Consider the following 22,637-nt stretch of genomic DNA (forward strand, 5'->3'; position numbering starts at 1 on the left):
ATCTGACGCGGGAATGTCGACCTTAGCCGCGGGGGCATTGAGGACTAGTTACCGGATCCGAATTTTTTCTGATGCCTGCCAGCTATTTGTCAGGCCTAGGAATTTTCCTTGAAGAGCACTTCGCGGTCCTGGGTGAAATTGGCCAATAGGGGCAGGCAGGCCCCGCCAATTTCGCGGGCGCCAAAGCCAATGGTCCCCTCGGCGATGGTGAAGGGCGCCAGACCTTGCAGGTCGAAGGCCTGGGTAGCATCACGCGTTGCCTGAACCAGCCGCTGACGTACGGCGGGCGGGAAGGCGCCATCTATCACCACACTGCGGAAGTCAATGATGGACACGGCGCTGACGGCGGCAATCGCCAGGCTCTGGGCAGCATCGTGGATCCAATGGTCCAGCGCCGGGCCGATATCGCCCCATTCGCTGGGGTCACGCCACAGCACTGCAGGGTCACGACCTTGCTCCGTCAGCCGGTCGGCGAGCACGTAGATCGAGGCGCTGCGCAGCAATTGCTGGAAGCCGCCGCCCGGCGCGGGTACGGGCAGGGGGCGATGGCGCCACCATAGCCGGTGCGACCGGGAAACAGGTGGCTGTTGAGCACCACGCCGCCCCCGATGAACGAGCCCAGAAAGACATAGAGGAAATCGTCGCCATGCTGGCCATTGCCCAGCACCAGTTCGGCGGCGCAGGCGGCAGTGCCGTCATTGTGAAAATAGACCGGCCAGTGGCTGATGGCCGCGATCTCGGCGCGAATGTCGGCCTTGCGCCAGGCCGCCAGCACATCGGCAGGCGCGCCAAGCTGGGATTCCCAGTTCCACAATTCGAAGGGGGAAGCGATGCCGAAACCGGCAATGCGCTGCTGATCGGTTGGGCTCAGCGTGCTGGTGAGTTCATCAATGCCGCGCTGGGTCAGTGCCAGCATGATCTCGGGGGTCGGATAGGGATGAGGGTAGTGAATGCGGCCCAGAACCGTACCGACAAAATCCATCAGCACAATGTCGGAGCTACGGCGACCGACCTTGAGACCGAGAAAGAACGCCCCGCGCGGGTTGAGCGCATAGGGAACCAGCGGCTGGCCGACCTTGCCCCGAAGGGGGTCGAGGCGCAGCAGGATGCCATCGGCCTCCAGCGCATTGACGATGGTGGAAATGGTCTGCGGCGACAGACCGGTGCGGCGGGCGATGTCGGCCTTGGGCAGACTGCCATGGCGGCGCACCAGCGAGAGGACAAGGCGCTCATTATAGAGGCGGACGCCCGTCTGGTTGGTGCCTCGGCTCAACTGATCTGACCCAACCCCAGGGGTCACTGCACTCACCATCCCAAATGGCCTTTCGTTAAGATTTTACGTTTGGCGTCCATCTGCCATGAGCGGCAATGGCGCTGAAAATGCAATCGATTTCATAAGCTTGATAGGCAGCAATACCGTCAAATGAAGGCAAGTAGCATCGACTGTCAATTAATAAATCAATTGGATTAACTTATTGACAGCCGGTTCTGGTTGTCGGCATATGGCCAGCAAGGACGGCCCAAAACAACGAGCTGGCCGTTTGGAGGAGGGGTGTGAGACCGGTGCAGCCGGTCATGTCCCCGCGCAATTTTGAGGAGGACTACGCCGTGACTCATTTCAAGAAGACGCTTCTGCTTGGTGCAGCTGCCATCACCCTGATGTCGGCTTCGGCCCCTGTCATGGCCGCTGATCTGGCTTGCCTGATTACCAAGAACAACACCAACCCCTTCTTTGTGAAGATGAAGGAAGGCGCGGAGGCCGCCGCCACGGCAGCCGGGCTCGATTTCAAGGCTTATGCCGGTGAAAAGGACGGCGATGCCTCGCCACAGCTGACCGCCATCGAGAACTGCGTGCTGGCTGGTGCCAAGGGTATTCTGATCACCCCGTCCAATGACTCGGTTGGTCCGCTGCTCAAGGAAGCCCGTGATGCTGGCGTTCTCGTGATTGCACTCGATACGCCACTGGCTGATCCAGAGGCGCAGGACATGACCTTTGCCACTGACAATTTCGAAGCTGGTCTGCTGATCGGCAAATGGGCCGCGGCGACGCTGGGTGATGCTGCCGCCGATGCCAAGATCGGCATGCTCGACATCAACAAGGATAACATCTCGGTCGACGTGGCGCGCGATACCGGCTTCCTGGTGGGTTTCGGCATTGACGTGCCAGACCTGACCGTGATGGGTTCGGAAACCGATCCGCGGGTCATCGGGCACGAAATCTCCGGTGCCAATCCGGAAGGCGGCGTGATGTCGGTGGAAAACCTGCTGGCCAAAGAACCAGACATGAATGTGGTCTACACCATCAATGAACCCGCCGCCGAAGGCGCCTATCAGGCGTTGACCAAGGCCGGCAAGTCCGACGTTCTGGTGGTTTCGGTTGACGGTGGTTGCCCCGGTATTGCCAGCGTAAAGGTCGGCGTGATCGGTGCCACGAGCCAGCAATATCCGCTGCTGATGGCATCAAAGGGCATTGAGGCCATCGTCGCCTATGCCAAGGATGGCACCAAGCCCGTGGCATCTGATGGTCTGAGCTTCTTCAATACGGGTGTGAACCTGGTCACCGACCATCCGGTCGAAGGTGTGCCCTCGATCGACTCCGACAAGGGTATGGAGCTCTGCTGGGGCTAATCGCAGACGAAGGAACGCGTAGAACCAAGAGGGTGGCGGCACCGCCGCCCTCGATCTGCGGTGTTACGTGCATCGTTTCGGCATTTTCAGGGAGGGCACAGCATGAGCGAAGACGGCTCGCCTACCAAAACAATTTCAGACTTCGAGGCCGGTCTGGCCAAGGCTGACGCCAATGTGGCCAGCTTTGCCAAGGATGACCGCAACCTGTTCTACATGATGCGCGGTTTTCTGCGGGCCCACCCCACAACCATTCCCACGCTGGTGCTGATCGTCAGTGTGATAGCCTTCGGCATTATCGCGCCGCGCTTCCTGACGCCGCTGGCACTGTCGACTGTGCTGCAGCAGGTGACGGTGACCGGTATTATCGCGATTGCCCAGACGCTGATCATCCTGACCGCCGGCATCGACCTGTCGGTTGGTGCGGTGCTGGTAGTGACCTCGCTGATCATGGGCAATCTGGCAGTCCATATGGGTGTGCCACTGCCGTTTGCGGTGATTATCGGCATGTTCTTTGGGGCGCTTATGGGCTGGCTCAACGGTCTGCTGGTGGCCGTGATCAAACTACCGCCCTTCATCGTGACGCTGGGCACGCTGTCGATCTTTACCGCGCTCAAGCTGTGGTATTCGGGCTCTGAATCGGTGCGCAATGCGGACATCGTCGAGAAAGCACCGGGCCTGTTATGGTTTGGCGAGGCGTTCCGCTTTGGCGGGGCCAAGCTGACCTATGGCAGTATCTCGCTTGTCGTGGTGGCCGTGCTGGTCTGGTTCCTGCTCAACCGGACTGCCTGGGGGCGCCATGTGCACGCCATTGGCGATGATCCCGATGCAGCGCGGCTCTCAGGTATCCGCACAAGGCGCACACTGATCTCGGTCTATGTGCTGGCGGGCGCAATCTGCGGCTTTGCCGGCTGGGTGGCCATTGGTCGCGTGGGTTCGGTTTCGCCAATCTCATTTGAAACGGTCAATCTGGGATCGATCACGGCCGTGGTGATTGGCGGCACCTCGCTGTTTGGTGGGCGTGCCTCGATCATGGGCTCGGTGCTCGGTGCCCTGATTGTGGGCGTGTTCAATACCGGCCTGTCGCTGGCCGGGGTGGATGACTACTGGCAATTGTTTGCTGCGGGCACTCTGGTGATCATCGCAGTGGCTCTGGATCAATGGCTGCGGAGGGCATCGCAATGAGTGAAATCCAGCCAATCATCAAGGCGCGTGGGCTACTCAAGCGCTATGGCACCGTGGTGGCCCTGAACGGCGCTGACTTTGATCTCTATCCCGGCGAAATTCTCGCCGTGATCGGTGATAATGGTGCGGGTAAATCGACGATGGTCAAAGCCATTAGTGGGGCTGTCATCCCCGACCATGGCGTGATTGAAATGGAAGGTAAGCCCGTCCATTTCCGGTCTCCCGAGGATGCGCGCAAGGCAGGTATCGAGACGGTGTACCAGAACCTGGCGCTGTCGCCGGCGCTGTCGATTGCCGACAACATGTTCCTGGGCCGAGAAGTGCGCAAGCCGGGCTTCCTGGGCAATGTGCTGCGGATGATGGACCGCAAGCACATGCAGAACTTCGCCCGCGAAAAGCTCAGCGAGCTTGGGTTGATGACCGTTCAGGACATAAGTCAGGCGGTTGAGACCCTCTCGGGTGGCCAGCGGCAGGGTGTTGCGGTGGCGCGTGCGGCGGCCTTTGGCTCCAAGATCATCGTACTTGATGAACCGACGGCCGCGCTGGGCGTCAAGGAATCCCGCCGGGTGCTTGAACTGATCCAGGAAGTACGGTCGCGCGGCATCCCGATCATTCTGATCAGCCACAACATGCCGCATGTGTTCGAGGTCGCTGACCGCATCCACATTCACCGGCTGGGCAAGCGGATCGCGGTAATCAATCCCAAGGACTACACAATGTCCGATGCGGTAGCGATCATGACCGGCGCCATGGAGCCGCCTGAAGGTGCTGCGCCCCCAAGCATTTCGTGGAGCCATAACACGCGATTGCCGCCTTCGCTCGAGCGCTGCAATACGATAGAACAAGGGGTCGCCGTGCATCGCATTGGCGGCCCTTAATTCGCGATGTCCCAGGAAGTTGAACATGAGCAAAGTCCGCGCCCTCGTCCTTGAACAGCAGCACAAGCTGGCGCTGCGCGATATCGAACTGCCGCTCGACGTCGGGCCCGGCATGGTCAAGATCGCCATCCACACGGTGGGCGTATGCGGCTCCGATGTGCATTATTATACCCATGGCCGGATCGGGCCCTTTGTGGTCGACGAACCCATGGTGCTGGGGCATGAGGCCGCCGGGGTGGTCAGTGAGGTCGGCCCGGGCGTGACCCATCTCAAGGTGGGCGACCGGGTCTGCATGGAGCCGGGCATTCCCGATCCCAATTCGCGCGCCAGTCGGTTGGGCATGTACAATATTGACCCTGCCGTCAGCTTCTGGGCAACGCCACCCGTGCATGGCGTGTTGACGCCTGAAGTGGTGCATCCGGCCAATTACACCTTCAAGCTGCCCGATCACGTCAGCTTTGCCGAAGGCGCCATGGTGGAGCCGTTTGCGGTGGGGATGCAGGCCGCGACCAAGGCCCGGATCACGCCCGGCGATACGGCCGTGGTGCTGGGCGCCGGCCCGATTGGCACCATGGTGGCGCTGGCAGCGCTGGCGGGTGGCTGTGCGCGGGTGATCGTCGCCGATCTGGCGCAGCCCAAGCTCGACATTGCGGCGCAGTATCAGGGCGTTATTCCGGTCAATATTTCGGAAGACAACATTGTCGAAGCGGTCAGCGCACTGACTGAGGGCTGGGGCGCCGATGTGGTGTTCGAGTGCTCGGGGTCACCCCATGCCTGGAAGACCATTGTCGACCTGCCGCGTCCCGGTGGGGCTATTGTGGTGGTTGGGCTGCCCGTTGAGCCGACACAGGTTGATATTGCCAGCGCCTCGATCAAGGAATTGCGGATCGAAAGCGTATTCCGCTACGCGCACCAGTATGACCGGGCCATTGCCCTGATTGCCTCGGGCAAGGTGGACCTCAAGCCGCTGATCTCGGAAACCTTTGCCTTTGACGATTCAATCGCTGCGTTTGACCGGGCCGTGGAAGCGCGGCCAACCGATGTGAAGCTGCAGATCCGGGTGGCCCAGTAGCAGCCAGTTCGAGCGGGAGGAAACAGCATGGACTTGAATTTGCGCGACAAGGTGGCAGTCGTTACGGGCGGCACGGTGGGGATCGGACTGGCGGTGGCCCAAGGCCTGGCCGCTGAAGGCGTCAATCTGGTGTTGGTTGGCCGTGACAAGGAGCGGGCCGACGACGCGGCGGTTCGGGTGGCGCAGGAATTCGACATTATCGCCACGGCCATTGCTGCAGATGTGGCGACAGCCGAAGGCTGCGACGCGGTCATCTATGGCACCAAGCAGGCATTTGGCGGGGCTGATATCCTGATCAACAATGCCGGTACGGGATCGAATGAGACCATTGCCGAGGCCGATGACGCCAAATGGCAGTATTACTGGGACCTGCATGTGATGGCCGCAGTGCGGCTGGCGCGCGGGCTGGTGCCCACCATGAAGACGCGGGGCGGTGGCGTGGTACTGCACAATGCCTCGATCTGCGCGGTGCAGCCACTATGGTATGAGCCGATCTACAACACGACCAAGGCCGCGCTGATGATGTTCTCCAAGAACCTGGCCAATGAGGTGGTGGGCGACAATATCCGCGTCAACACGGTCAATCCGGGGCTGGTGCTGACGCCGGACTGGATCAAGACCGCCAAGCAGATCGCCGGCGAGGATGGCTGGGAAGCCCATCTGCAGGAAGTAGCCAATGAGGCTGGCGGCATGAAGCGGTTCGCCTCGCCCGAGGAACTGGCAAACTTCTTTGTCTTCATGTGTTCGGACAAGGCGAGCTATTCGACCGGATCGACCTATTTCGTGGATGGCGGGTGGCTGCAGACCGTCTGATGCTGCCCGAAACAGGCTCGGTTCTGGGCATTGATGTCGGCTGGTCGCTCAAGAGCGCGTCCAGCGGCATTTGCCGGCTGGACTGGGATGGCCAGAGCATTGGCTGGACGTTGCAGCATTTCAGCGGTGATCCCGATATCCGCCGCGCCACAGTCAGTGCGGTCAGCGATGGCCGCAGACTGCTGGCGGTGGGGCTGGATGGACCGCTTCGCGGTGATCTGGCGGTGATTGAACGCTATCGGCAGGCCGAACGGGTTCTCAGCCAGAATGCGATTGCCAGTCGCGTCAGCCAGCCGGGCTCATCGCGCAGCCCGGTGGGTCGCCTGCTCAATCACCATACAAATGCGTTTGCGGGGCTGTTGATCGCCGATGGCCTGACAGCACGCGCCAGCCATCGTCATGCCGTACATGAACTGGCGCTGTTCGAGGCATTTCCAACCAGCTTTCTGGGGCTGATGCTGGAGGATGCCGAAAAGGGCGAACGGCAACAGCGCTCCGATCGCTATTTTACTGCTCTGGTGGCCAATGGTGGGTTGGAGCGCCTGTTGACCCATCACCTGCCCGGCCGGCGGCTGGCGGGCGATCTGGCAAATGTGCGCAATCACGACGAGCGGGCCGCGCTGGTCTGTGCGATCACCGCATTGGGGGTGGCACGGGCCGACTACCTCACCGTGGGTGATGCGGATGGCTGGATCATGCTGCCACCGCGCGCATTCATCGCCAGCTGGGCCCAGCCCATCGTGGCCGATTGGAACCATGGCTGAGCCCGTGGGGTTTGACCACAGCGTCAAAACTCAGGGAGCCCCGGCATGGATATCGGCAATGACTTTGGATATGTGCAGACCTATCTGCCCCAGCACATCATCGGCATCCGTCTGCTGATCGCAGCGATTTTTGGCGCCATGATCGGGTTTGAACGCGAGTGGCACACTTCAGCGGCCGGGCTGCGCACCCACATTCTGGTCGCCGTGGCTGCGGCACTGTTCACTATTCTGACCTTTGAAATCTATCACACCCTGCCAGCGGGCGGAGACGCCAAGGCGGACCCGATCCGCGCCATCGAAGCGGTGACGGCGGGCATCGCTTTCCTGGGCGCCGGGGCAATCTTTCGCAGCGGCGGGAGCGTTCAGGGGCTGACAACAGGTGCCGGCATGTGGCTGGCCGGCGCGGTGGGGATGGCAACGGCACTGGGTTATTACGCAATTTCGGCAGGCATTGCGGTGCTGGCTATTCTGGTGCTGGCCGCGATGCGCGCGCTGTCGCACCGCGTGGTGGGTGCGCGCGGTGACAAAGCTCCCGACACCGAGGGTGAGCAGGCGCGCTAGCAGAATATTTTAGAAAAGCATGGGTCTTGCGAATGGGGCCGCGGGGAGAACCAGGGTTTGCGGTCTGGCGCCCGAGGGACAAACGCCTGACCAATCCTGTTTCTCCCCCGTGCGCGCGCGACCGGGAGGTGTCGCGCTCGCGCCCCCTGTACCTGCCCCCTTGGAGTAGGGCCGGCACCCCCTCTCAGCTTGCGGTGCAAGCAATCTGAGCGGGCAACTAGTGGCCGGAGGGACGCCTGGGAATGCAGGGCGGTTCGTAAACCGTCTTGCAGCGTCCCTCCCGACCTAGGCATGCAACCTGTGGACGCAGGAGTTACATGCCAACAGCAACCGGGCGCTGTGTGTGCGCCCAGAATTCAACAATGTCGCCAGCAACGCGCCGATAGGCGTCGCGATCAGCGTGGCGGACGAAAACGGCCGAGGCGCCACTTTCAAGCAAGGCGCGGCGCTTGGTTTCTTCAAGCAGCGGCGCAAGCACTATTAGGGGAACGCCGTTCTGCCGAATGAGATGCTCAATGGCTTCCAGAAATTCCAGATTGGCGTCGCTATGGGTCTTGAGGTCGACAATGATCAGTGCCGGACGCGCCGCGGCGGGATCGCTCAGCACGGCCTTGACGCGCAGAAAAGCCGCGCTCGCATCGCCGTAGCACTGAACGCCAGGGGCACTGTGGGCTACCAGCGTCCGCGTCAGCAGATGGGCCGAGTGCTCATCGTCATCAATCAACGCGACAAACGATGCATAATCCACAGAGTCGTTCACTGCTCACCTCAAGTTCCGTTCAACACCGGATAGGCAAATGAAATATCGAGACCGGTCCGCATCAGCGCACAGATCCTGAAGTTCAAACTGGGTGGTCAATATGTCTCGGACGGGGCCTAGCCGGCTGAGAACGTGTCACATAGATGACGGTGACGATGCCGGTATGATCGACGCAATCGCGTGCGGCTAGGCAACCTCACGTAAATTCGATGTAACTTGGGGGTTGTATTTTACATGTAACACGCGGCAATCTGAGGCCTCATCTGGAGGTCTTGTTGTCTGTTCCGACGCCGCAGCGCGAACCAATACTGGCTTCTCTTGAGCGACTGCTTGCGTGGCCAGAAATTGCGCGCTCGCAACAGTTAGCGCGGTTCCTCGAATATATCGTGCAACGCACACTGGCGGGCGACGAAGCGTCCATCAAGGCCTATTCGATCGCGGTGGATGTGCTGGGCCGGTCGGCCGATTTCGACCCCCAATCGGACCCCATTGTGCGGGTGCAAGCGCGACGTCTGCGCGGCCTGCTGGATGAGTATTATCGTGGCCCCGGCAGTGCCGATCCGGTTCGAATCGGATTGCCTGTGGGGCGTTATGTTCCAGAGTTCAGCCCACTGGAGGATGCTGTACCGGCCAATGGTGGCGCGGCTGTGAACCCCGTCGCCCAAGATGAGGATATTGAGGACAGCGAGGACGATGCCAAGCCGGGGCGTCGCGCCCATGCCCTTGGTGGGGTGACCCTGTCCTGGTTCGCGCTGGTGGTGATCCTACTGGCGATGGCCGTGGCCAGTTTTGCCTTCATGACATTCGGGCCGATTTCTCCGCGACGCGAGGCGGTGATCACCGGGCCACAACAGCCCAGCGTCACTGTCATCGAATTTCAGAACCTGACCGGACCCGACAATGGCGCGCCCAAGGTCGCGGGACTGGCCATCGAACTGGTCACCGACCTCGATCAGTTTGATGATCTTGATGTGCGCTATGGCGGTGGCGGCGATGTCAGCATTACGGTCGCTGATGGTGAGGGCAGTGACTACGTGCTGAGCGGTATCGTGCGGCGCGACGGGGCACTGGTGCAGTACAGCGCCATTCTGACCGACAGCACTGTTGGTGTCGTGGTCTGGAACCACACCATTGCCGTGCCGGCAGCGAGCGCTTCCGATGTGGGGGTTCTCGATGACGTGTCGCGGCGGCTCAGCCTCATTCTGGGCAGCCCGCGCGGCCCCATGCACATCAAGGCCCGCGAAGCGCTGGCGCAAAGCCCGAACCTGAATGGTGGCGGCAATCTCTATCTATGTCGCATGCTGTTCAGCAGCTATCGCGAAACCGGCATGGCGGTGGACGCGGCCTATACCGACAAATGCCTGGCAAGCCTGCCGTCAAGCGAGCGGGAGACCGCCGTCGGGCTGGCCATCGCGGGGAGCCTACTGGCCGAACAGGGCATTGGGGCTGGCGAAGTGCCCAAAAGTCGCGACGAGCGGCTGCGTCAGGCCGAAGCCCAGCTGGACCGAGCCATCAGCCTGTCGCCGGTCAGCGCCTTTATCTGGGAGGAGCACGCGCGCCTGCGGCTCGAAATGGGGCAGATTGATCGGGCGCGCGCCGATTATGGCTCGGCCATCCAGCTCAATCCGGCCAATGGTGATGCGCTGGCCGGTTATGCCCGCGTACTGGCCTTTGGCGGGCAGGCCGCGCAGGCCGAGATCCTGTCGACCGATGCGGTGGAGGGCACGCCCAATCCGCCAGACTGGTATTTTGGTGTCCCGGCGCTGCTGGCGCTGCGCTCCGGCAATTTCGAGCAGGCCATAGAGCACGCGGGGCGCTATGCGCAGGTCGATCACGAACTGGGGCCGATCCTGGCCATTCTGGCCGGGCAGCGCGCCGGAGATGGTGAGATCGTCAACCGCTATCTGGCGCAGGTGCTTGATGTCTCCAGCTTCCGCACCGTCGGGGTGCTGCCCCGCTTGCGCGAGCGGGTGCAGGATGTGGCGCTGCTCGAGCAGATTAGGGGATCGCTGACGGCTGCCGGGGTACCCCCTCAGGCGCTGAACGGCCCCTTCTAGTCGGTACCGGGGCGCGGTTCTTGCCATGGCCGGAAAATTTCTCAACAATTGGTGGTGACACGAGGGGGACAAGTCGCATGCCCGATTTTGCTATTCGATGGTGCCTGATGGTTGCGGGCATGGTGCTGGTCCTGTTGCCGGGCACGGCGGCTGCGCAGTTGCATATGTGCAATGAGACGCCGGAGCTGCGCAGCTTTGCCATTGGCTACAAGGACGGGGCCGACTGGACTTCGGAGGGCTGGTGGTCTGTGGCGCCGGGTGAATGCAAGACGGTGCGCGGGCAAGCCCTGCGCCACGCCTATTTCTACTATCGGGCGACGGCAGACGGTGCCTTCAAGGGGCAGGGTTACAAGTTCTGCACCAGTCCCGATCCCTTCACCATTGTGGGAGACAGTGATTGCGAAAGCCGCGGCTATGCGCGCGATGATTTCTCCCAGATCGAGATTGGCACGGCGAGCGAGTTCACCTTTACGCTGACCGCACCAGCCCCGGCGGCAGCGTCGAAGGATGCGCAGAGCAATGCAGCACCGATTGCGCCCGTCGCCTCATCGCAGGAACCGTGGGGCATGGTAATGTATGAGCCCTCGGATCTACCCGTCGCTGTCGCCCGGTTCGGGGATCAGCTGGGCTGTGATCTGGGGGAGGCCATGCCGGCCTGGGGCGGGCAGGGGATTGGTCTGGCCGATGGCAGCGAGATCTATCTGGTGCCGTGCCACAATGCCGATATCAATGTTGAACACTTCGTGGCCATGCGCCCGACCGGCATGACCAGCTTCCGGCTCTATGAATTCGAAAGCCCGCCCGGCGATAATCTGGACAATCACCTGCTGATCTCGAGTGCCTTTTTCGATGCCGGCACCATGACGATCAGCGGCACGATGGCTTATGGACCCGATGGGGATTGCGGGCTGTTCGAGCGACACCAATATGTCGCGCAGGGCGATTATTTCGAGCTGGTGGAGCAGCGCGAGAAGGTGGCGTGCGACGGCCAGTATGATCTGCCCGAAAGCTATCCGCTACGCTGGACCATTGATGAAATGGGCGGCTGAGGCGGCGCCTAGTGGGCCGCTGATTTGGAGAACAGATTGATCACCAGCACGCCCGAGAGGATCAGCCCCATGCCTATCATGGCGGGCAGATCCAGCGTCTGGCCATGCACGAAATAGGCAATCAGTGCGATCAGCACGATGCCGGTGCCCGACCAGATGGCGTAGCCGATGCCCACCGGGATGGTCTGCAGGGCCAGCGAGAAGAAATAGAACGTAATGGCATAGCCAATCACCACGACCAGGGTCGGCACCAGTTCGGTGAAACCGTTGGACGCCCGCAGGAACGAGGTCGCCACAACCTCTCCGACAATGGCGATGGCCAGCAGAACCCCGCCGTTCATGCCGGGGTCTCGGCGAACAGCGCCTTGGCCAGGGCGACAAAGCGGTCGCCGCGCTCCTCGAAATTCTTGAACTGGTTGTAGGAGGGTGCGCCTGGCGACAGGATCACTGCGTCAAAGGCATCCTTGTGGGCGACGAGCGCCTTCATCGCCGCTTCGAGATCGGGCGGGGTCAGCACGGTGATCTCGGGGGCAGCCCTGGCGGTGGCCGTCGCCAGGCGTTCGCCGGTCACCGGCAGGCAGGCCAGCATGGTCACGCCATAACCTGCCAGGCGTTCTGCAAGATCGCCATAATCCTGTGCCCGCTCATGGCCGCCGGCGATCAGCGCCAGACGGCGACCGGGATAGGCTGCCAGCGCTGCCTTGGTCGCCTCGGGGGTGGTGGAAATGGAGTCGTCGACAAAGGTCATGCCGCCGAGTTTGTGCTCCTCAAGCCGATGGGGCAGGGGCGTGAAGGCGCGGATGCCATCAACGATGCCATCCAGCGTTGCCCCGGCAGCGAGCGCGATCTGAGCGGCCAGCAGGGCATTGTCGAGGTTGTGGGCGCCGCGCAGGCGCGACCGGGCTGCGGCAGACTCCACGGCGAGCTGTTCGTCACTGGTCAGATCGCGCAGCAGGCGTCGATGGTCGCGCGTGGCCTTGGCCACCAGGGCATTGCCCTTGGCGCCAGCACCCAGCGCCACGGGGAAGCCGCCATCGCGGTCAATCAGGTGCAGCTTGTCGGCATAATAGCGTTCGACGCTGCCATGCCAGTCGACATGCTCGGGATACAGATTGGTCACCGCCGCGATGTCGGGCAGGAAATTCATGTCGGCTGTCTGGTAGCTCGAAAGCTCGAAGATCACCACGGCGTGCTTGTCGGCGATGTCGAGTGGCGCCAGCCCTACATTGCCTGCCAGCCCGGCATCGATGCGCGAACGGGTCAGCATCAGATGGAGCAGGGTTGCCGTAGTCGATTTGCCCTTGGTGCCGGTAATGGCGATGACCGTGCGGCCATCGCGGTAAGTGTGGCCCCACAGGTTGAGATTGGAGGTGACGGCGATGCCGGCGTCGCGGGCAATATCAAACACGGGCTTGTAGCGCGAAACGCCGGGGCTCTTGATGATGTCACCAAAGCGGTGGGCGCGGATGGCGTCCTTGATGTCCTCAGGCGCCATGAAAGCGGTATCGGGGATATCGGCTGTGCCGCTATCGACGGTGACGAACACCTTGAGGTCGGGCTGCACGGCCTTGAGAAAGGCCCGGGTGGAGAGGGCTTCGCGGCCTGCGCCGTAAATCAGGACGGGTTCTTCAAACAGCATAGGCGGCGACCTTGGCGGCGAGCGCTGGGGGAATGTGGTGATCGTGGCTGTCCGTCAGGCACTCGGCCATGGCTGCCTGCAATTTGGGTTCGCCATACTGGGCCAGCAGATCAGCCTTGATGGCGCGCACCACGGCGGCCTGATGCCAGTCGGCATGGCGGGTCAGCGTATACAGGCATGCTGCGGCTTCAAGGATTTCGCCAACGCATTCCCATGGCTTCTGGCCGGCCAGTCCGGCCAGTTCGCGGAACGAGGCTTCGTTGGCAGGATTGTCGAGCAGATCCTTGCCGAAAATCGAGAGCAGGCGATCCTTGGCCATGAAGGGGGCAAAGATCAGGAAGACGAAATGGCATTTGGGGCATTCGCCGCACCAGAGCGGGCCGTCATTGCCGGTCAGACGGAAATTACGGTTGCAACTGGAAAACACGTGGTCGAACTTGTCTTCATGGGTAAACAGCGAAGCGATGCGGGCTTCCGAATAGGGGCGCAGCAGGGAAAAATACTTCAGGGCGCCGCCGGTGGCATTGGCCAGCACGTCGGCGATCAGCAGCTCGAAACCGAGCGATTTGGAATATTGGTGATTGGTCTCGCGACCATCGAACTCGACATTGCCTTCGCTGGCCGAGCGTTCGTTGGACAGCACGATCTGGTTGTAGCCAAACAGCAGTGAGCACAGCGCGGCGATCATCGAGTTGATCGCGGTCGAGGGCACGTGGCCGTTGTAATAGCCGGGCTGGCTGCCCAGACGGATCATCTCGGCATCAAGCGTGCGGGTGACATAGACCGGCAGGGTGCCGATGGTCTCGACCGATGTCAGGATGGGGCCCTTGGGATTGACCGCGAAGGGGGTGAAGCTGACTCCGGTATGGGACAGCAGATCGACGCTGACCAGGGAATCCTTGCCGCCACCAATGGGCAGCAGGGTGCGGTCGGGCAGATCGAGCGCCGGCAGTCTTTCCACCGGATCGACGGGGGCGTTGATGGTTAGTTTGCCGAAGCGAGGCAGATCGTTGCGAGCGTAGAATTCGCCCAGCCCGTTTTCATAGACGTCGATGGCAAAGGCGCGCTCAGCCTCGGACAGGGCAATTTCGGGCGCGGCGATCTCGAACGGCGCCTTGAGCTTGAAATAGCTGACGCCAAGCACAAATGCGGTGAGATCGAGCAGCTTGAGGAAGTTGGGGCTGGTGGCCGCGGCGCTATCGGCGCCAGCGGGCATGTCGAGGGTTTCGACGAAGTGCAGACCACCCAGAGCATAGCTGAAACGGGCCTGGCCGGTGGCGGGGTCGAAGGTGGGGCGCTCGATAAGAAACTGATCAGTCAAAGCTGGACACTCGGCGGGGCTGACTTGGTTAGCCATCATATAGGTGATTTGCGCCCCCGAAGGGAGAGGAATGGCGGATCACGACATGTCGAACTTGTCTGTGCTCATCCGTCGTGACGTTATGAAGGAGCATGGTGCTCCCGCAACACGGAGAAATTGAGATGCGCGTCATGGTTTTTGTCAAAGCCACTACCGATAGTGAAGCCGAAGAGACCCCGGCACCCAGCGCGGAATTGCTTGAAGCAATGGGGCGGTACAACAATGAACTGGTCGATGCAGGCATTTTGCTGGCCGGCGATGGGCTCAAGCCGTCAAAGCACGGCAAACGTGTGGCCTTTGACGGGGCCAGCCGTACCGTGATCGACGGGCCATTCGCCGAAACCAAGGAATTGGTGGCCGGTTACTGGCTGTGGCAGGTGCGCGACATGGATCATGCGCTTGAATGGGTCAAGCGTTGCCCCAATCCCATGCCGGGTCCAAGTGAGATTGAAATTCGCCCCCTTTACGAGATGAGCGATTTCGAGGCGACCATGTCGCCCGAGGCGGCGTCCCTGCACGAAGGGGCACGCAGCAAGCTGGGTGACTAGCAGATACGCATCTGCAGGCGCATGACGATTTCGGTGCCCAGACGCTGAAAGCCGAATTCGCGCATGGTGCAGGTCCAGCCATCACCGGCCCGCTCGATCCGGAACAGATTGTAGCGGGCTGGATCGTCCAGCGTGCCGCCCTGTGCGGCGCTGGCAGCGGCGACGCCGACCACGGGCACTTCGCCCTTATTGCCCGGAATGGAATGGATTGAGGAGCGATGGGTATGGCCGTGCAGGATCAGCTCGGCGCCATGCTCGGCAATCACTTCGCGGAACAGCTTGTGACCCTTGAGGCCAAATGAGGGATGCTGCAGCTCGGGATTGGGCGGATGATGGATCAGCACGGTGCGGAAATAGTCCGCCTCGCCCATGACGCGCAAAATCCGGCCCAGCCGTTCGGCCTGGGCTTCGTCGAAGCGGCCGATGGCCAGGAATGGCCGGGTCGGCACTGCGCTTGAGCAGGAGATGACAGCCAGCTCACCAATCCGGCGGACAAAGGGAAAGTCGCCATCATCGAGCGTTTCGCCCTTGAGGTATTCGCCCCAGACCTTCTGTGCCGATTCCAGCGCACCGGGCACATAGGCGTCGTGATTGCCCGGGCAGACGGCGACCTTGTCGGCTGCGCCGAGCGCGTTCAGCCAGTCGCCGGCGCGCTCGATTTCAGCGGGCAGGGCCAGATTGACCAGATCGCCAGTGACAGCGGTGAAGTCAGCTTTCTGGGCCTGCAAATGGCGCACCAGAGCCGCCAGTGTCTCGCTGTTGAGCTCGTCGTGCCGCTTCAGCTTCCAGTTCAGATAGCCGGTGATGCGTTTACCCAACAGGTCGCGCCAGCCCACCTGGGGCATGGGGGAGAGGTGGATATCGGAGATGTGGGCAAGATTGATCATTGCGGGCGTAATGCCAGAACGAAGCTGGCAAGAAAATGCTCAATCGCCTCGAGCGTGAATTTTGTCATGATCAAGACTCTGCTACCCATGCGGCAAAAGGAGTTCTCCCGATGCAGATGAATCGCTTCCAGCGGGTGCGTGCCAAGGTGTTTTTGACCCTCAAGGGCATCTGGCACCGGCTGACGGTGGGCGCTCGTGTGATGCTGGTGGATGGCGACAAGGTTTTCCTTATTCGCCACACCTATGTGCCGGGCTGGCAGTTTCCGGGTGGCGGGGTTGATCCCGGTGAAACCGTGGAAGCAGCGGCACGACGCGAGGTCGAGGAAGAAACCGGCTATCGCGTGACGGGTGAAATGGCGCTGCAGCATATCTTTCACAATACCAGCACGGTGACCGATCGCGACCATGTGGCGTTTTACGTTGCCACCCAGTTCGAGCAGGCCTTTGTGTTCAAACCCAACCGCGAAATTGCCGAAGCGGGGTGGTTCGACCGCCGGGCGCTGCCTGAAAAGGTCACGCCCGCCACCTCGCAGCGGATTGACGAGTATTTCGACAAAGTGCCGCGCCGCGACGTCTGGGGCTACTGACCTAGAGCCGCGGCGCGTGCTCTTCCGGGCTAGTCGAGGAAAGGGAGTTCCGGTCCGATCGGGATGATACGGGTCGGGTTGATGGTGATGTGGCTCCAGTAATAATGCGTGCGGATATGGTCGAGATCGACTGTTTCCTTGACGCCGGGCACCTCGTAGAGCGCCTTGAGATAGTGCGAGATGTTCTTGTAGTCGGCAATGCGCTGGCGATTGCACTTGAAGTGGCCGACATAGACCGCATCGAACCGCACCAGTGTGGTGAACAGGCGCCAATCGGCCTCGGTGATGGTGTCGCCGGTCAGGTATGAGGTCTCGCCCAGAATGGCTTCTACCCAGTCCAGTGACTCAAACAGCTTGGCGACCGCGCCGTCATAGGCTTCCTGGGTGGTGGCAAAGCCGGCCTTGTAGACGCCATTGTTGATGTCGTCATAGACGCGGGCATTGATCGGATCGATCGTGGCCTGCAGCGCTTCGGGGTAATAATCATCGGTGTTGCCGGTCAGCTCGTTGAAGGTCGAGTTGAACATGCGGATGATTTCGGAGCTTTCATTGGAAACGATGGTGCCGGTCTGCTTGTCCCACAGCACGGGCACGGTCACGCGGCCGGTATAGTCCGGCACGGCGTGGGTGTAGAGCTGCCAGAGCTTTTCCTTGTTGAACAGGTGATCGCCGGTGGAGCCATTGGCCTTATCGAAGGTCCAGCCGGTCTCGTCGGCCATTTTATGGGCGACAACCGACACCGAGATCAGGTCTTCCAGATTCTTCAGCTTGCGGAAGATCAGGGTGCGGTGGGCCCAGGGGCAGGCCAGCGACACATAGAGGTGGTAGCGCCCCGCCTCGGCCTTGAAACCGCCTTCGCCCGAGGGACCGGCGGCGCCGTCAGCGGTTACCCAGTTACGGAAGCCCGCCTGGCTGCGTTCGAACTTACCACCGGTCTTTTTGGTGTCGTACCACTGGCTGGACCATTTGCCGTCAATCAACTGTCCCATGGGGCGAGCCTTTCCGTCATGTTCTCGACGTTTTGCTGGCGTGAACTTCCAGCTGTCATTTGCGTTGACTGACACATACGCGCTGGGCGCGCGAACGATAAGAGCGCAATGGCGTAACGAAGCGTTGTGTATTTTGAACACAGACTCGGTGCGGGTCTCGGTTTTGCAGGGTCTGCCGATGAGTTTTTGTTTACGTCCAATCGCGGCGATGCTAATGCGGAATCTCGGCGTGGAGGCGCCCAGGATGGCGAAAGTATTGCAGGTAGTTCGACGACCGTAACGGGTCCTTTGAATCGGTGCTCAGACGAGCGCCGGGTTTGTTCTACGCATTGCTTTGTCGGGTCTTGATATGTCCTCTCCTTCTGCGCCTCCGGCTGCGGCCGACCCTGCCTCCCCCAACGCTGTCCGGGTGCCTACGGTGCGTGCCGCGACACGCGCGGGAGACTCTGATTTCATTGATGAACTGCAGGCCATTGCCTTTGGCCCGGGCCGGTTTGCGCGCACGGCGTTTCGCATTCGCGAGCGGTTTCCCATTGATATGAGCCTGAGCCTGATTGCCGAGGTGGACGGCACGCCGTGTGGCTCGGTTTGGATGACCCCGATCTCGATTGGCGGCATCAATGGCTATATGCTGGGGCCACTGGCCACCCATCCCGATTTCCGCAAGCTGGGCGCGGGCAAGCTGCTGGCCCGTGAAGTGACCGCGCGCACGCTGGCCCGGGGCGAAGGCAGTTTCGTCATGCTGGTGGGTGACCGCGACTATTACTGCCCGTTGGGCTGGGAGCCGACCACGCTGGGCAATATCGAATTTCCCGGCCCGGTTGACCCCGAGCGGGTGCTGCTGTTTGCGGCCGACAAGAGCCTGGCGCAAACGCTGGCGGGTCCCATCGAAGCGTTTATCGAGGACTGAGTTCGGCTGCCAGCAATGTTGACCAACAGGTCAAACAGTGTGGACCGGCCAAGGGCTGGTGCTTTAAGCTGGCTTTTTCGACGACGTATCCGGTGTTTGCTTGCCCCCCGACAATACCATTATCGACCGCCTGACGACGCGCCTGCTGTTGTCGCCGCCCGCGCTGCCGGCTGCGCATATGCTGACGCCTGACTGGGCGCCGTCGCGGCCTTTTGAGCGTCCGCCGGTTCCCGCGGCGGTGCTGATTGCACTGGTGCGGCGGCCCGAGGGGTTCACCGTGCTCTATACCGAGCGCTCGCCAGACCTGCGGGCGCATTCGGGGCAGGTGGCGTTTCCCGGTGGCAAGGTGGATGCTGGCGATGATGATGTCGCTGCCGCCGCGCTGCGCGAAGCCTATGAGGAAGTGGGTATGGCGCGCAGCGATGCGCGGGTAATGGGGTTCATGCAGCCCTATTTCACCGGCACCAATTATCTGATCACGCCGGTGGTGGCGGTGGTTGAGCCGAGCGGGCCCTTTGTGCCCAATCCGGGTGAGGTGCATTCGGTGTTCGAGGTGCCGCTACAGCGCATCCTGCGGCCCGAGAGCTATGGGCAATTCCGTATCAAGCGGGATGGCAAGGAGCACCGCACCTGGCAGATCGACCATGACGGCCATCGTATCTGGGGAATCACGGCCAATATCACCCGCCAGTTCCGCGATATTGCCACCAGCGAGGCCGTGCCATGAGCGTTGAGGCTCTCAGGAGCGCCGAATGGCTGGTGCGTGCTGAAACTCAGGCGATCTTTGCCGCACTGGACGGGGCGCAGGGGCGCACCCGCGCGGTGGGCGGGGTGGTGCGCGACACCATTGTGGACCGGCAACGGCCCAATCCCGATATCGATCTGGCGACCGAATTGCTGCCCGAAGCGGTGGTGGCCCGCGCCAAGGCTGCCGGCATTGCCTGCTACCCCACGGGGATCGAGCATGGCACGGTGACGCTCAAGCTGGGCGAAACGCTGGCCGAGGTCACGACACTGCGCCGGGATGTGGAGACCAATGGCCGCCACGCGGTGGTGGCCTTCGGTACCGATTGGGGCGTGGACGCCAGCCGCCGTGATTTTACGCTCAATGCGCTTTATTGCGGCCCGGACGGCGTGCTGTTTGACCCGCTGGGCGGGATCGAGGATGCGCTGGCCGGGCGGGTTCGCTTCATTGGCGAGGCGGCCCAGCGGATCGCCGAGGATGGCCTGCGCGTCTATCGCTTCTTCCGGTTTTCAGCCAGCCATGGCGGCCAGCAGTTTGATCCCGATGGGGTGGCGGCCTGCGCGGCTGCGGCCCAGCAGCTGTCGCATTTGTCGCGCGAGCGGGTGGGCAGCGAGATCATGCGCATGCTGGACCTGCCGCAGGTGGCACTGACACTGTTGCTGATGGCTGAAGCGGGCCTGTTGCGCTTTGCTGATAGCGCTGCACGCGCACTGGTCGCCTATGAAACCATGGGCGGGCAATCGGCGATCTCGCGGCTGGCACTGCTGGCTGGTGACGGGCTGGGCGCGGCGCAGGATGCGTGGCGCCTGTCCAAGGACACGATTGCGCAGGCGCAAAAGGTGCTTTCGGCGGCGGCCTTGCTGGCCGAGGAGCATGTGGGGGAGGCTGCTTACCGTTTTGGCGAACATGCTGTCGAAGGACTGGCGGTGGCCGCGGCCCGCGATGGCTGGGGTCAGGCGCGGCTTGCCGAAACCGCGCGGGCGCTTGCAGGCACGGTCGTGCCGCCGTTTCCAGTCAATGGACGCGATCTGACCGGCCTCGGCATGTCACCGGGACCGGAGATGGGTAACTCACTGGCGCGCCTGGAGCGCGCCTGGATCGAAAGTGGCTTTGTGCTGGGCAAGCGCGAGCTGCTTGCGCTCGTCCAACTTTAGGGTCTGGGGGCTAGTGCTTGGTGGCACTCTTGGCGTCGGTGTCGACGATGCGCTCCTTGATCCGTTCGATCATGTCGGGCCGCACTTCGGTTTCCCCGTGCAATGTGCGCAGGTTATCGACGGCCTTTCGGACCACTTCTGCCTCGCTTTCCGCTTCGGCATGCCAGGTGGCACCTGGAATCAACGAGCCGGATTCAAATCGTTTCATGATTTCCTCCTAGGTTCGACTAAGTCGAAGAAACGCGTCAAAGTGCTGGAAGTTCCAATCATATTGCCACAATCAGCGTGCTTTTTCTGTCACAAGGCCGTGGTTTATCTGTAGGTTGGAGCCAAGACGGTGAGGAGTACCCGAGCAGCATGCGCGCAGGCTTGTGGAACAAGATACGGAACAATCTGTGGCCCCGCATGGGTATGCGGCGCTATAGCGCCTATCTGCGCAAGCGGGTGATGCGGCTCTCAGCCAGCCCCCATGCCATTGCTGCTGGGGTGGCATCGGGCGCGGCAGTCTCGATGTTTCCCCTGATCGGCCTGCATTTCTTTCTCGGTTTTGTGCTGGCCTTTGCCACGCGCGGCAACATGATTGCTGCCGCGATTGGTACAGTCTGGGGCAATCCGCTCACCTTCCCGCTGTTCTTTGCCGCCTCTTACGCCGTTGGCGACTGGCTGACGGGTGGCGGTGGCGTGAGTGTTTCCGAGGGCAAGCAATTGCAGGCGACCGGTGAGCAGCTCAGCAATGGCCTGTTTTCCGAAGGCTTCCACGCCATCTGGCCGACCTTCAAGACCATGATGATCGGCGGTCTGCCGCTCGCCATTCTGGTGTTTGGGGTGTTTTACGTGGTGGTCCGCCTGGTGGTGACACGCTTCCGTGCCATGCGGCAGGCCCGACTGGCCCGCAAGCGTCCGGTGCAGCCCAAGACCACTCAGTCGTCAACAAACTCGCCGATCTGACTGAGCCCTTCGAGCCAGGTGCCGCCATGCTGGCGGATGACCTGACGGGGCAATATGCCGGTTTGATCGGCCAGTTCCTGCGCCAGAACCTGCGAATGGGTGACGATCCACACCTGGGTGCGTTGGGCGGCGCGTGCGATGATCCGCGCCAGGGCCGGCAGCATGTCGGGATGCAGGCTGGTCTCGGGCTCGTTCAAAGCGACCAGCGGGGGCAGGCGGTAGGCCAGCAGGGCGCCCATCAAGGCAAGAAACTGCAACGTGCCGTCCGATAGCTCATTGGCGGCAAAGGCGCGCTTGGGCATATCGGCAAACCGCATTGCAAAGCTGGCGAAGCGCTCCGGCATGGGGACCTCAAGCGTGGCGCCGGGGAAGGCGTGGTCGATCGCCTCATCAAGATCGACACTGTCCTGGCGAATATGGCGCAGCGTGGCAAACACGGTGGCGAGATTGGCCCCATTGGCGTCAAGCATCGGCGCGGTGACCGCCCGGGCCGGCTGGCGCAGAGGCGAGCCTGCATCGGTGCGGAAGCCATGATAGAAACGCCAGGCGGCAATGACTTCGCGCACCCGATCGATTTCGGGATAGCCGCGCAGTTCGGCCAGCGCAGTTTCGCTGGAGAGCAGAACGTTGTCGGCCTGAATGCGGGCACCGGCCGGGTCGCGAACCCAGATGGCCGGTCCCTTGCGCTCCATCAGCGGGACAGGACGACGGCCCATCAGGGTCAGCGTTTCGCGCTTGACCATGGCTTCGAGTGAGAAGGCCGCATCCACCTTGGTGGGAAAACCCGGCTCGATTTCATAGCTGCATGCGGGGCCATCGCCATCGGGGTCGATACTGTCCAGACCGATGCGCAGGCTGAGCCGAGGTTGTTCATGAGTTTTGCGCTCGCCGGCCCACATCACCGAGGCCAGCCCGCCCTCGCGGGCAATCTCCTGAGCGAACTCGCCGGTCGCCGCGGCGCGGACCAGTTCAAGCGCGCGGTAGAGATTGGTCTTGCCGACGCCATTGGCGCCAACAAGAACCGAGAGCTGGCGAACAGGAAAGCCGATGGTGCGGATCGACCGGAAATTGGTGAAATGAAGGTCGGTCAGCACCATCGCAGCACT

22 protein-coding genes and 2 pseudogenes are annotated in these 22,637 nt (G+C 61.9%); 15 read left to right on the forward strand and 9 right to left on the reverse strand.

Translation table 11 applies throughout. From position 1 onward, the window contains the following. Nucleotides 1-95 precede the first annotated feature (95 nt). Nucleotides 96-1,312 (reverse strand): annotated as a pseudogene (locus AC0L37_RS03605) (ROK family transcriptional regulator). A gap of 263 nt (nt 1,313-1,575) precedes the next feature. On the opposite strand from AC0L37_RS03605, the gene AC0L37_RS03610 reads away from it, so the two are divergent. The 7 genes and pseudogenes from AC0L37_RS03610 (at nt 1,576) to AC0L37_RS03640 (ending at nt 7,898) form a co-directional block, all read left to right on the forward strand. Beyond that, on the forward strand, nt 1,576-2,628 hold the full coding sequence (locus AC0L37_RS03610) for a substrate-binding domain-containing protein (protein ID WP_473314312.1): 1,053 nt from the start codon (nt 1,576-1,578) through the stop codon (nt 2,626-2,628). A gap of 102 nt (nt 2,629-2,730) precedes the next feature. After that, on the forward strand, nt 2,731-3,810 hold the full coding sequence (locus tag AC0L37_RS03615) for an ABC transporter permease (protein ID WP_282221983.1): 1,080 nt from the start codon (nt 2,731-2,733) through the stop codon (nt 3,808-3,810). Next, a pseudogene (locus tag AC0L37_RS03620) lies at nt 3,807-4,574 on the forward strand (ATP-binding cassette domain-containing protein); the annotation flags it as partial. The gene AC0L37_RS03615 and the pseudogene AC0L37_RS03620, both read left to right, overlap by 4 nt. A gap of 139 nt (nt 4,575-4,713) precedes the next feature. After that, complete coding sequence (locus AC0L37_RS03625; RefSeq protein ID WP_282221981.1) at nt 4,714-5,760, forward strand: NAD(P)-dependent alcohol dehydrogenase; 1,047 nt, start codon at nt 4,714-4,716, stop codon at nt 5,758-5,760. 27 nt (nt 5,761-5,787) lie between these two features. Further along, on the forward strand, nt 5,788-6,573 hold the full coding sequence (locus AC0L37_RS03630; RefSeq protein ID WP_212657083.1) for an SDR family NAD(P)-dependent oxidoreductase: 786 nt from the start codon (nt 5,788-5,790) through the stop codon (nt 6,571-6,573). Next, on the forward strand, nt 6,555-7,337 hold the full coding sequence (locus AC0L37_RS03635; RefSeq protein WP_282221980.1) for a hypothetical protein: 783 nt from the start codon (nt 6,555-6,557) through the stop codon (nt 7,335-7,337). The genes AC0L37_RS03630 and AC0L37_RS03635 overlap by 19 nt, the downstream gene beginning before the upstream one ends. Nucleotides 7,338-7,382: 45 nt before the next feature. Then, nucleotides 7,383-7,898: an MgtC/SapB family protein gene (locus AC0L37_RS03640; protein WP_212657085.1), complete on the forward strand. Its 516-nt coding sequence runs from the start codon at nt 7,383-7,385 to the stop codon at nt 7,896-7,898. Nucleotides 7,899-8,211: 313 nt separating this feature from the next. Here AC0L37_RS03640 and AC0L37_RS03645 read toward each other — a convergent pair whose 3' ends face one another. Next, nucleotides 8,212-8,658, reverse strand: a complete 447-nt coding sequence (locus tag AC0L37_RS03645; protein ID WP_212657086.1) for an ANTAR domain-containing protein — start codon at nt 8,656-8,658, stop codon at nt 8,212-8,214. Between the two features lie 386 nt (nt 8,659-9,044). Here AC0L37_RS03645 and AC0L37_RS03650 point away from each other — a divergent pair, with 386 nt between their 5' ends. Further along, nucleotides 9,045-10,715 (forward strand): tetratricopeptide repeat protein, encoded by a 1,671-nt coding sequence (locus tag AC0L37_RS03650; RefSeq protein ID WP_282221979.1) that lies wholly within the window; start codon nt 9,045-9,047, stop codon nt 10,713-10,715. 77 nt (nt 10,716-10,792) lie between these two features. Continuing rightward, the gene (locus AC0L37_RS03655; protein WP_282221978.1) at nt 10,793-11,764 is read left to right on the forward strand and encodes a DUF1036 domain-containing protein; all 972 of its coding nucleotides are present in this window, start codon (nt 10,793-10,795) and stop codon (nt 11,762-11,764) included. 8 nt (nt 11,765-11,772) lie between these two features. Here AC0L37_RS03655 and AC0L37_RS03660 read toward each other — a convergent pair whose 3' ends face one another. Genes AC0L37_RS03660 through AC0L37_RS03670 form a run of 3 tightly spaced genes read right to left on the reverse strand, consistent with a single transcriptional unit; the run spans nt 11,773 to nt 14,724 of the window. After that, the gene (locus AC0L37_RS03660; protein WP_212657089.1) at nt 11,773-12,105 is read right to left on the reverse strand and encodes an SMR family transporter; all 333 of its coding nucleotides are present in this window, start codon (nt 12,103-12,105) and stop codon (nt 11,773-11,775) included. Then, entirely contained in the window at nt 12,102-13,403 is a 1,302-nt protein-coding gene (murD, locus tag AC0L37_RS03665) for a UDP-N-acetylmuramoyl-L-alanine--D-glutamate ligase (RefSeq protein WP_212657090.1), read from the reverse strand. Before murD ends, AC0L37_RS03660 begins: the two co-directional genes overlap by 4 nt. After that, nucleotides 13,393-14,724, reverse strand: a complete 1,332-nt coding sequence (locus AC0L37_RS03670) for a MurL-like N-terminal domain-containing (protein WP_282221977.1) — start codon at nt 14,722-14,724, stop codon at nt 13,393-13,395. Before AC0L37_RS03670 ends, murD begins: the two co-directional genes overlap by 11 nt. Nucleotides 14,725-14,885: 161 nt before the next feature. Here AC0L37_RS03670 and AC0L37_RS03675 point away from each other — a divergent pair, with 161 nt between their 5' ends. Next, nucleotides 14,886-15,311 (forward strand): YciI family protein, encoded by a 426-nt coding sequence (locus AC0L37_RS03675; protein WP_269371014.1) that lies wholly within the window; start codon nt 14,886-14,888, stop codon nt 15,309-15,311. Here AC0L37_RS03675 and AC0L37_RS03680 read toward each other — a convergent pair. Next, nucleotides 15,308-16,198: a metallophosphoesterase family protein gene (locus AC0L37_RS03680; protein WP_212657093.1), complete on the reverse strand. Its 891-nt coding sequence runs from the start codon at nt 16,196-16,198 to the stop codon at nt 15,308-15,310. The genes AC0L37_RS03675 and AC0L37_RS03680 overlap by 4 nt on opposite strands. 110 nt (nt 16,199-16,308) lie before the next feature. On the opposite strand from AC0L37_RS03680, the gene AC0L37_RS03685 reads away from it, so the two are divergent. Then, complete coding sequence (locus AC0L37_RS03685; protein ID WP_282221976.1) at nt 16,309-16,785, forward strand: NUDIX domain-containing protein; 477 nt, start codon at nt 16,309-16,311, stop codon at nt 16,783-16,785. Nucleotides 16,786-16,814: 29 nt separating this feature from the next. On the opposite strand, the gene AC0L37_RS03690 is transcribed toward AC0L37_RS03685, so the two are convergent. Further along, nucleotides 16,815-17,774, reverse strand: coding sequence for a glutathione S-transferase family protein (locus AC0L37_RS03690; RefSeq protein WP_282221975.1), 960 nt, complete (start codon nt 17,772-17,774; stop codon nt 16,815-16,817). 349 nt (nt 17,775-18,123) lie between these two features. Here AC0L37_RS03690 and AC0L37_RS03695 point away from each other — a divergent pair, with 349 nt between their 5' ends. From AC0L37_RS03695 to AC0L37_RS03705, 3 genes are all read left to right on the forward strand, one after another. After that, nucleotides 18,124-18,684, forward strand: a complete 561-nt coding sequence (locus AC0L37_RS03695; RefSeq protein ID WP_212657096.1) for a GNAT family N-acetyltransferase — start codon at nt 18,124-18,126, stop codon at nt 18,682-18,684. 100 nt (nt 18,685-18,784) lie between these two features. Then, entirely contained in the window at nt 18,785-19,411 is a 627-nt protein-coding gene (locus tag AC0L37_RS03700; RefSeq protein WP_212657097.1) for a CoA pyrophosphatase, read from the forward strand. Then, on the forward strand, nt 19,408-20,583 hold the full coding sequence (locus tag AC0L37_RS03705) for a CCA tRNA nucleotidyltransferase (protein WP_282221974.1): 1,176 nt from the start codon (nt 19,408-19,410) through the stop codon (nt 20,581-20,583). Before AC0L37_RS03700 ends, AC0L37_RS03705 begins: the two co-directional genes overlap by 4 nt. 10 nt (nt 20,584-20,593) lie before the next feature. Here AC0L37_RS03705 and AC0L37_RS03710 read toward each other — a convergent pair whose 3' ends face one another. Then, a complete protein-coding gene (locus AC0L37_RS03710) occupies nt 20,594-20,791 on the reverse strand; it encodes a DUF1059 domain-containing protein (protein WP_212657099.1) in 198 nt (65 codons plus the stop codon). Nucleotides 20,792-20,940: 149 nt separating this feature from the next. On the opposite strand from AC0L37_RS03710, the gene AC0L37_RS03715 reads away from it, so the two are divergent. Beyond that, entirely contained in the window at nt 20,941-21,531 is a 591-nt protein-coding gene (locus AC0L37_RS03715; protein WP_212657100.1) for a DUF2062 domain-containing protein, read from the forward strand. Here AC0L37_RS03715 and AC0L37_RS03720 read toward each other — a convergent pair. Beyond that, complete coding sequence (locus AC0L37_RS03720) at nt 21,504-22,628, reverse strand: AAA family ATPase (RefSeq protein ID WP_282221973.1); 1,125 nt, start codon at nt 22,626-22,628, stop codon at nt 21,504-21,506. The genes AC0L37_RS03715 and AC0L37_RS03720 overlap by 28 nt on opposite strands. Nucleotides 22,629-22,637: the final 9 nt, after the last annotated feature.

It is taken from the genome of Devosia sp. J2-20, from assembly GCF_055808475.1.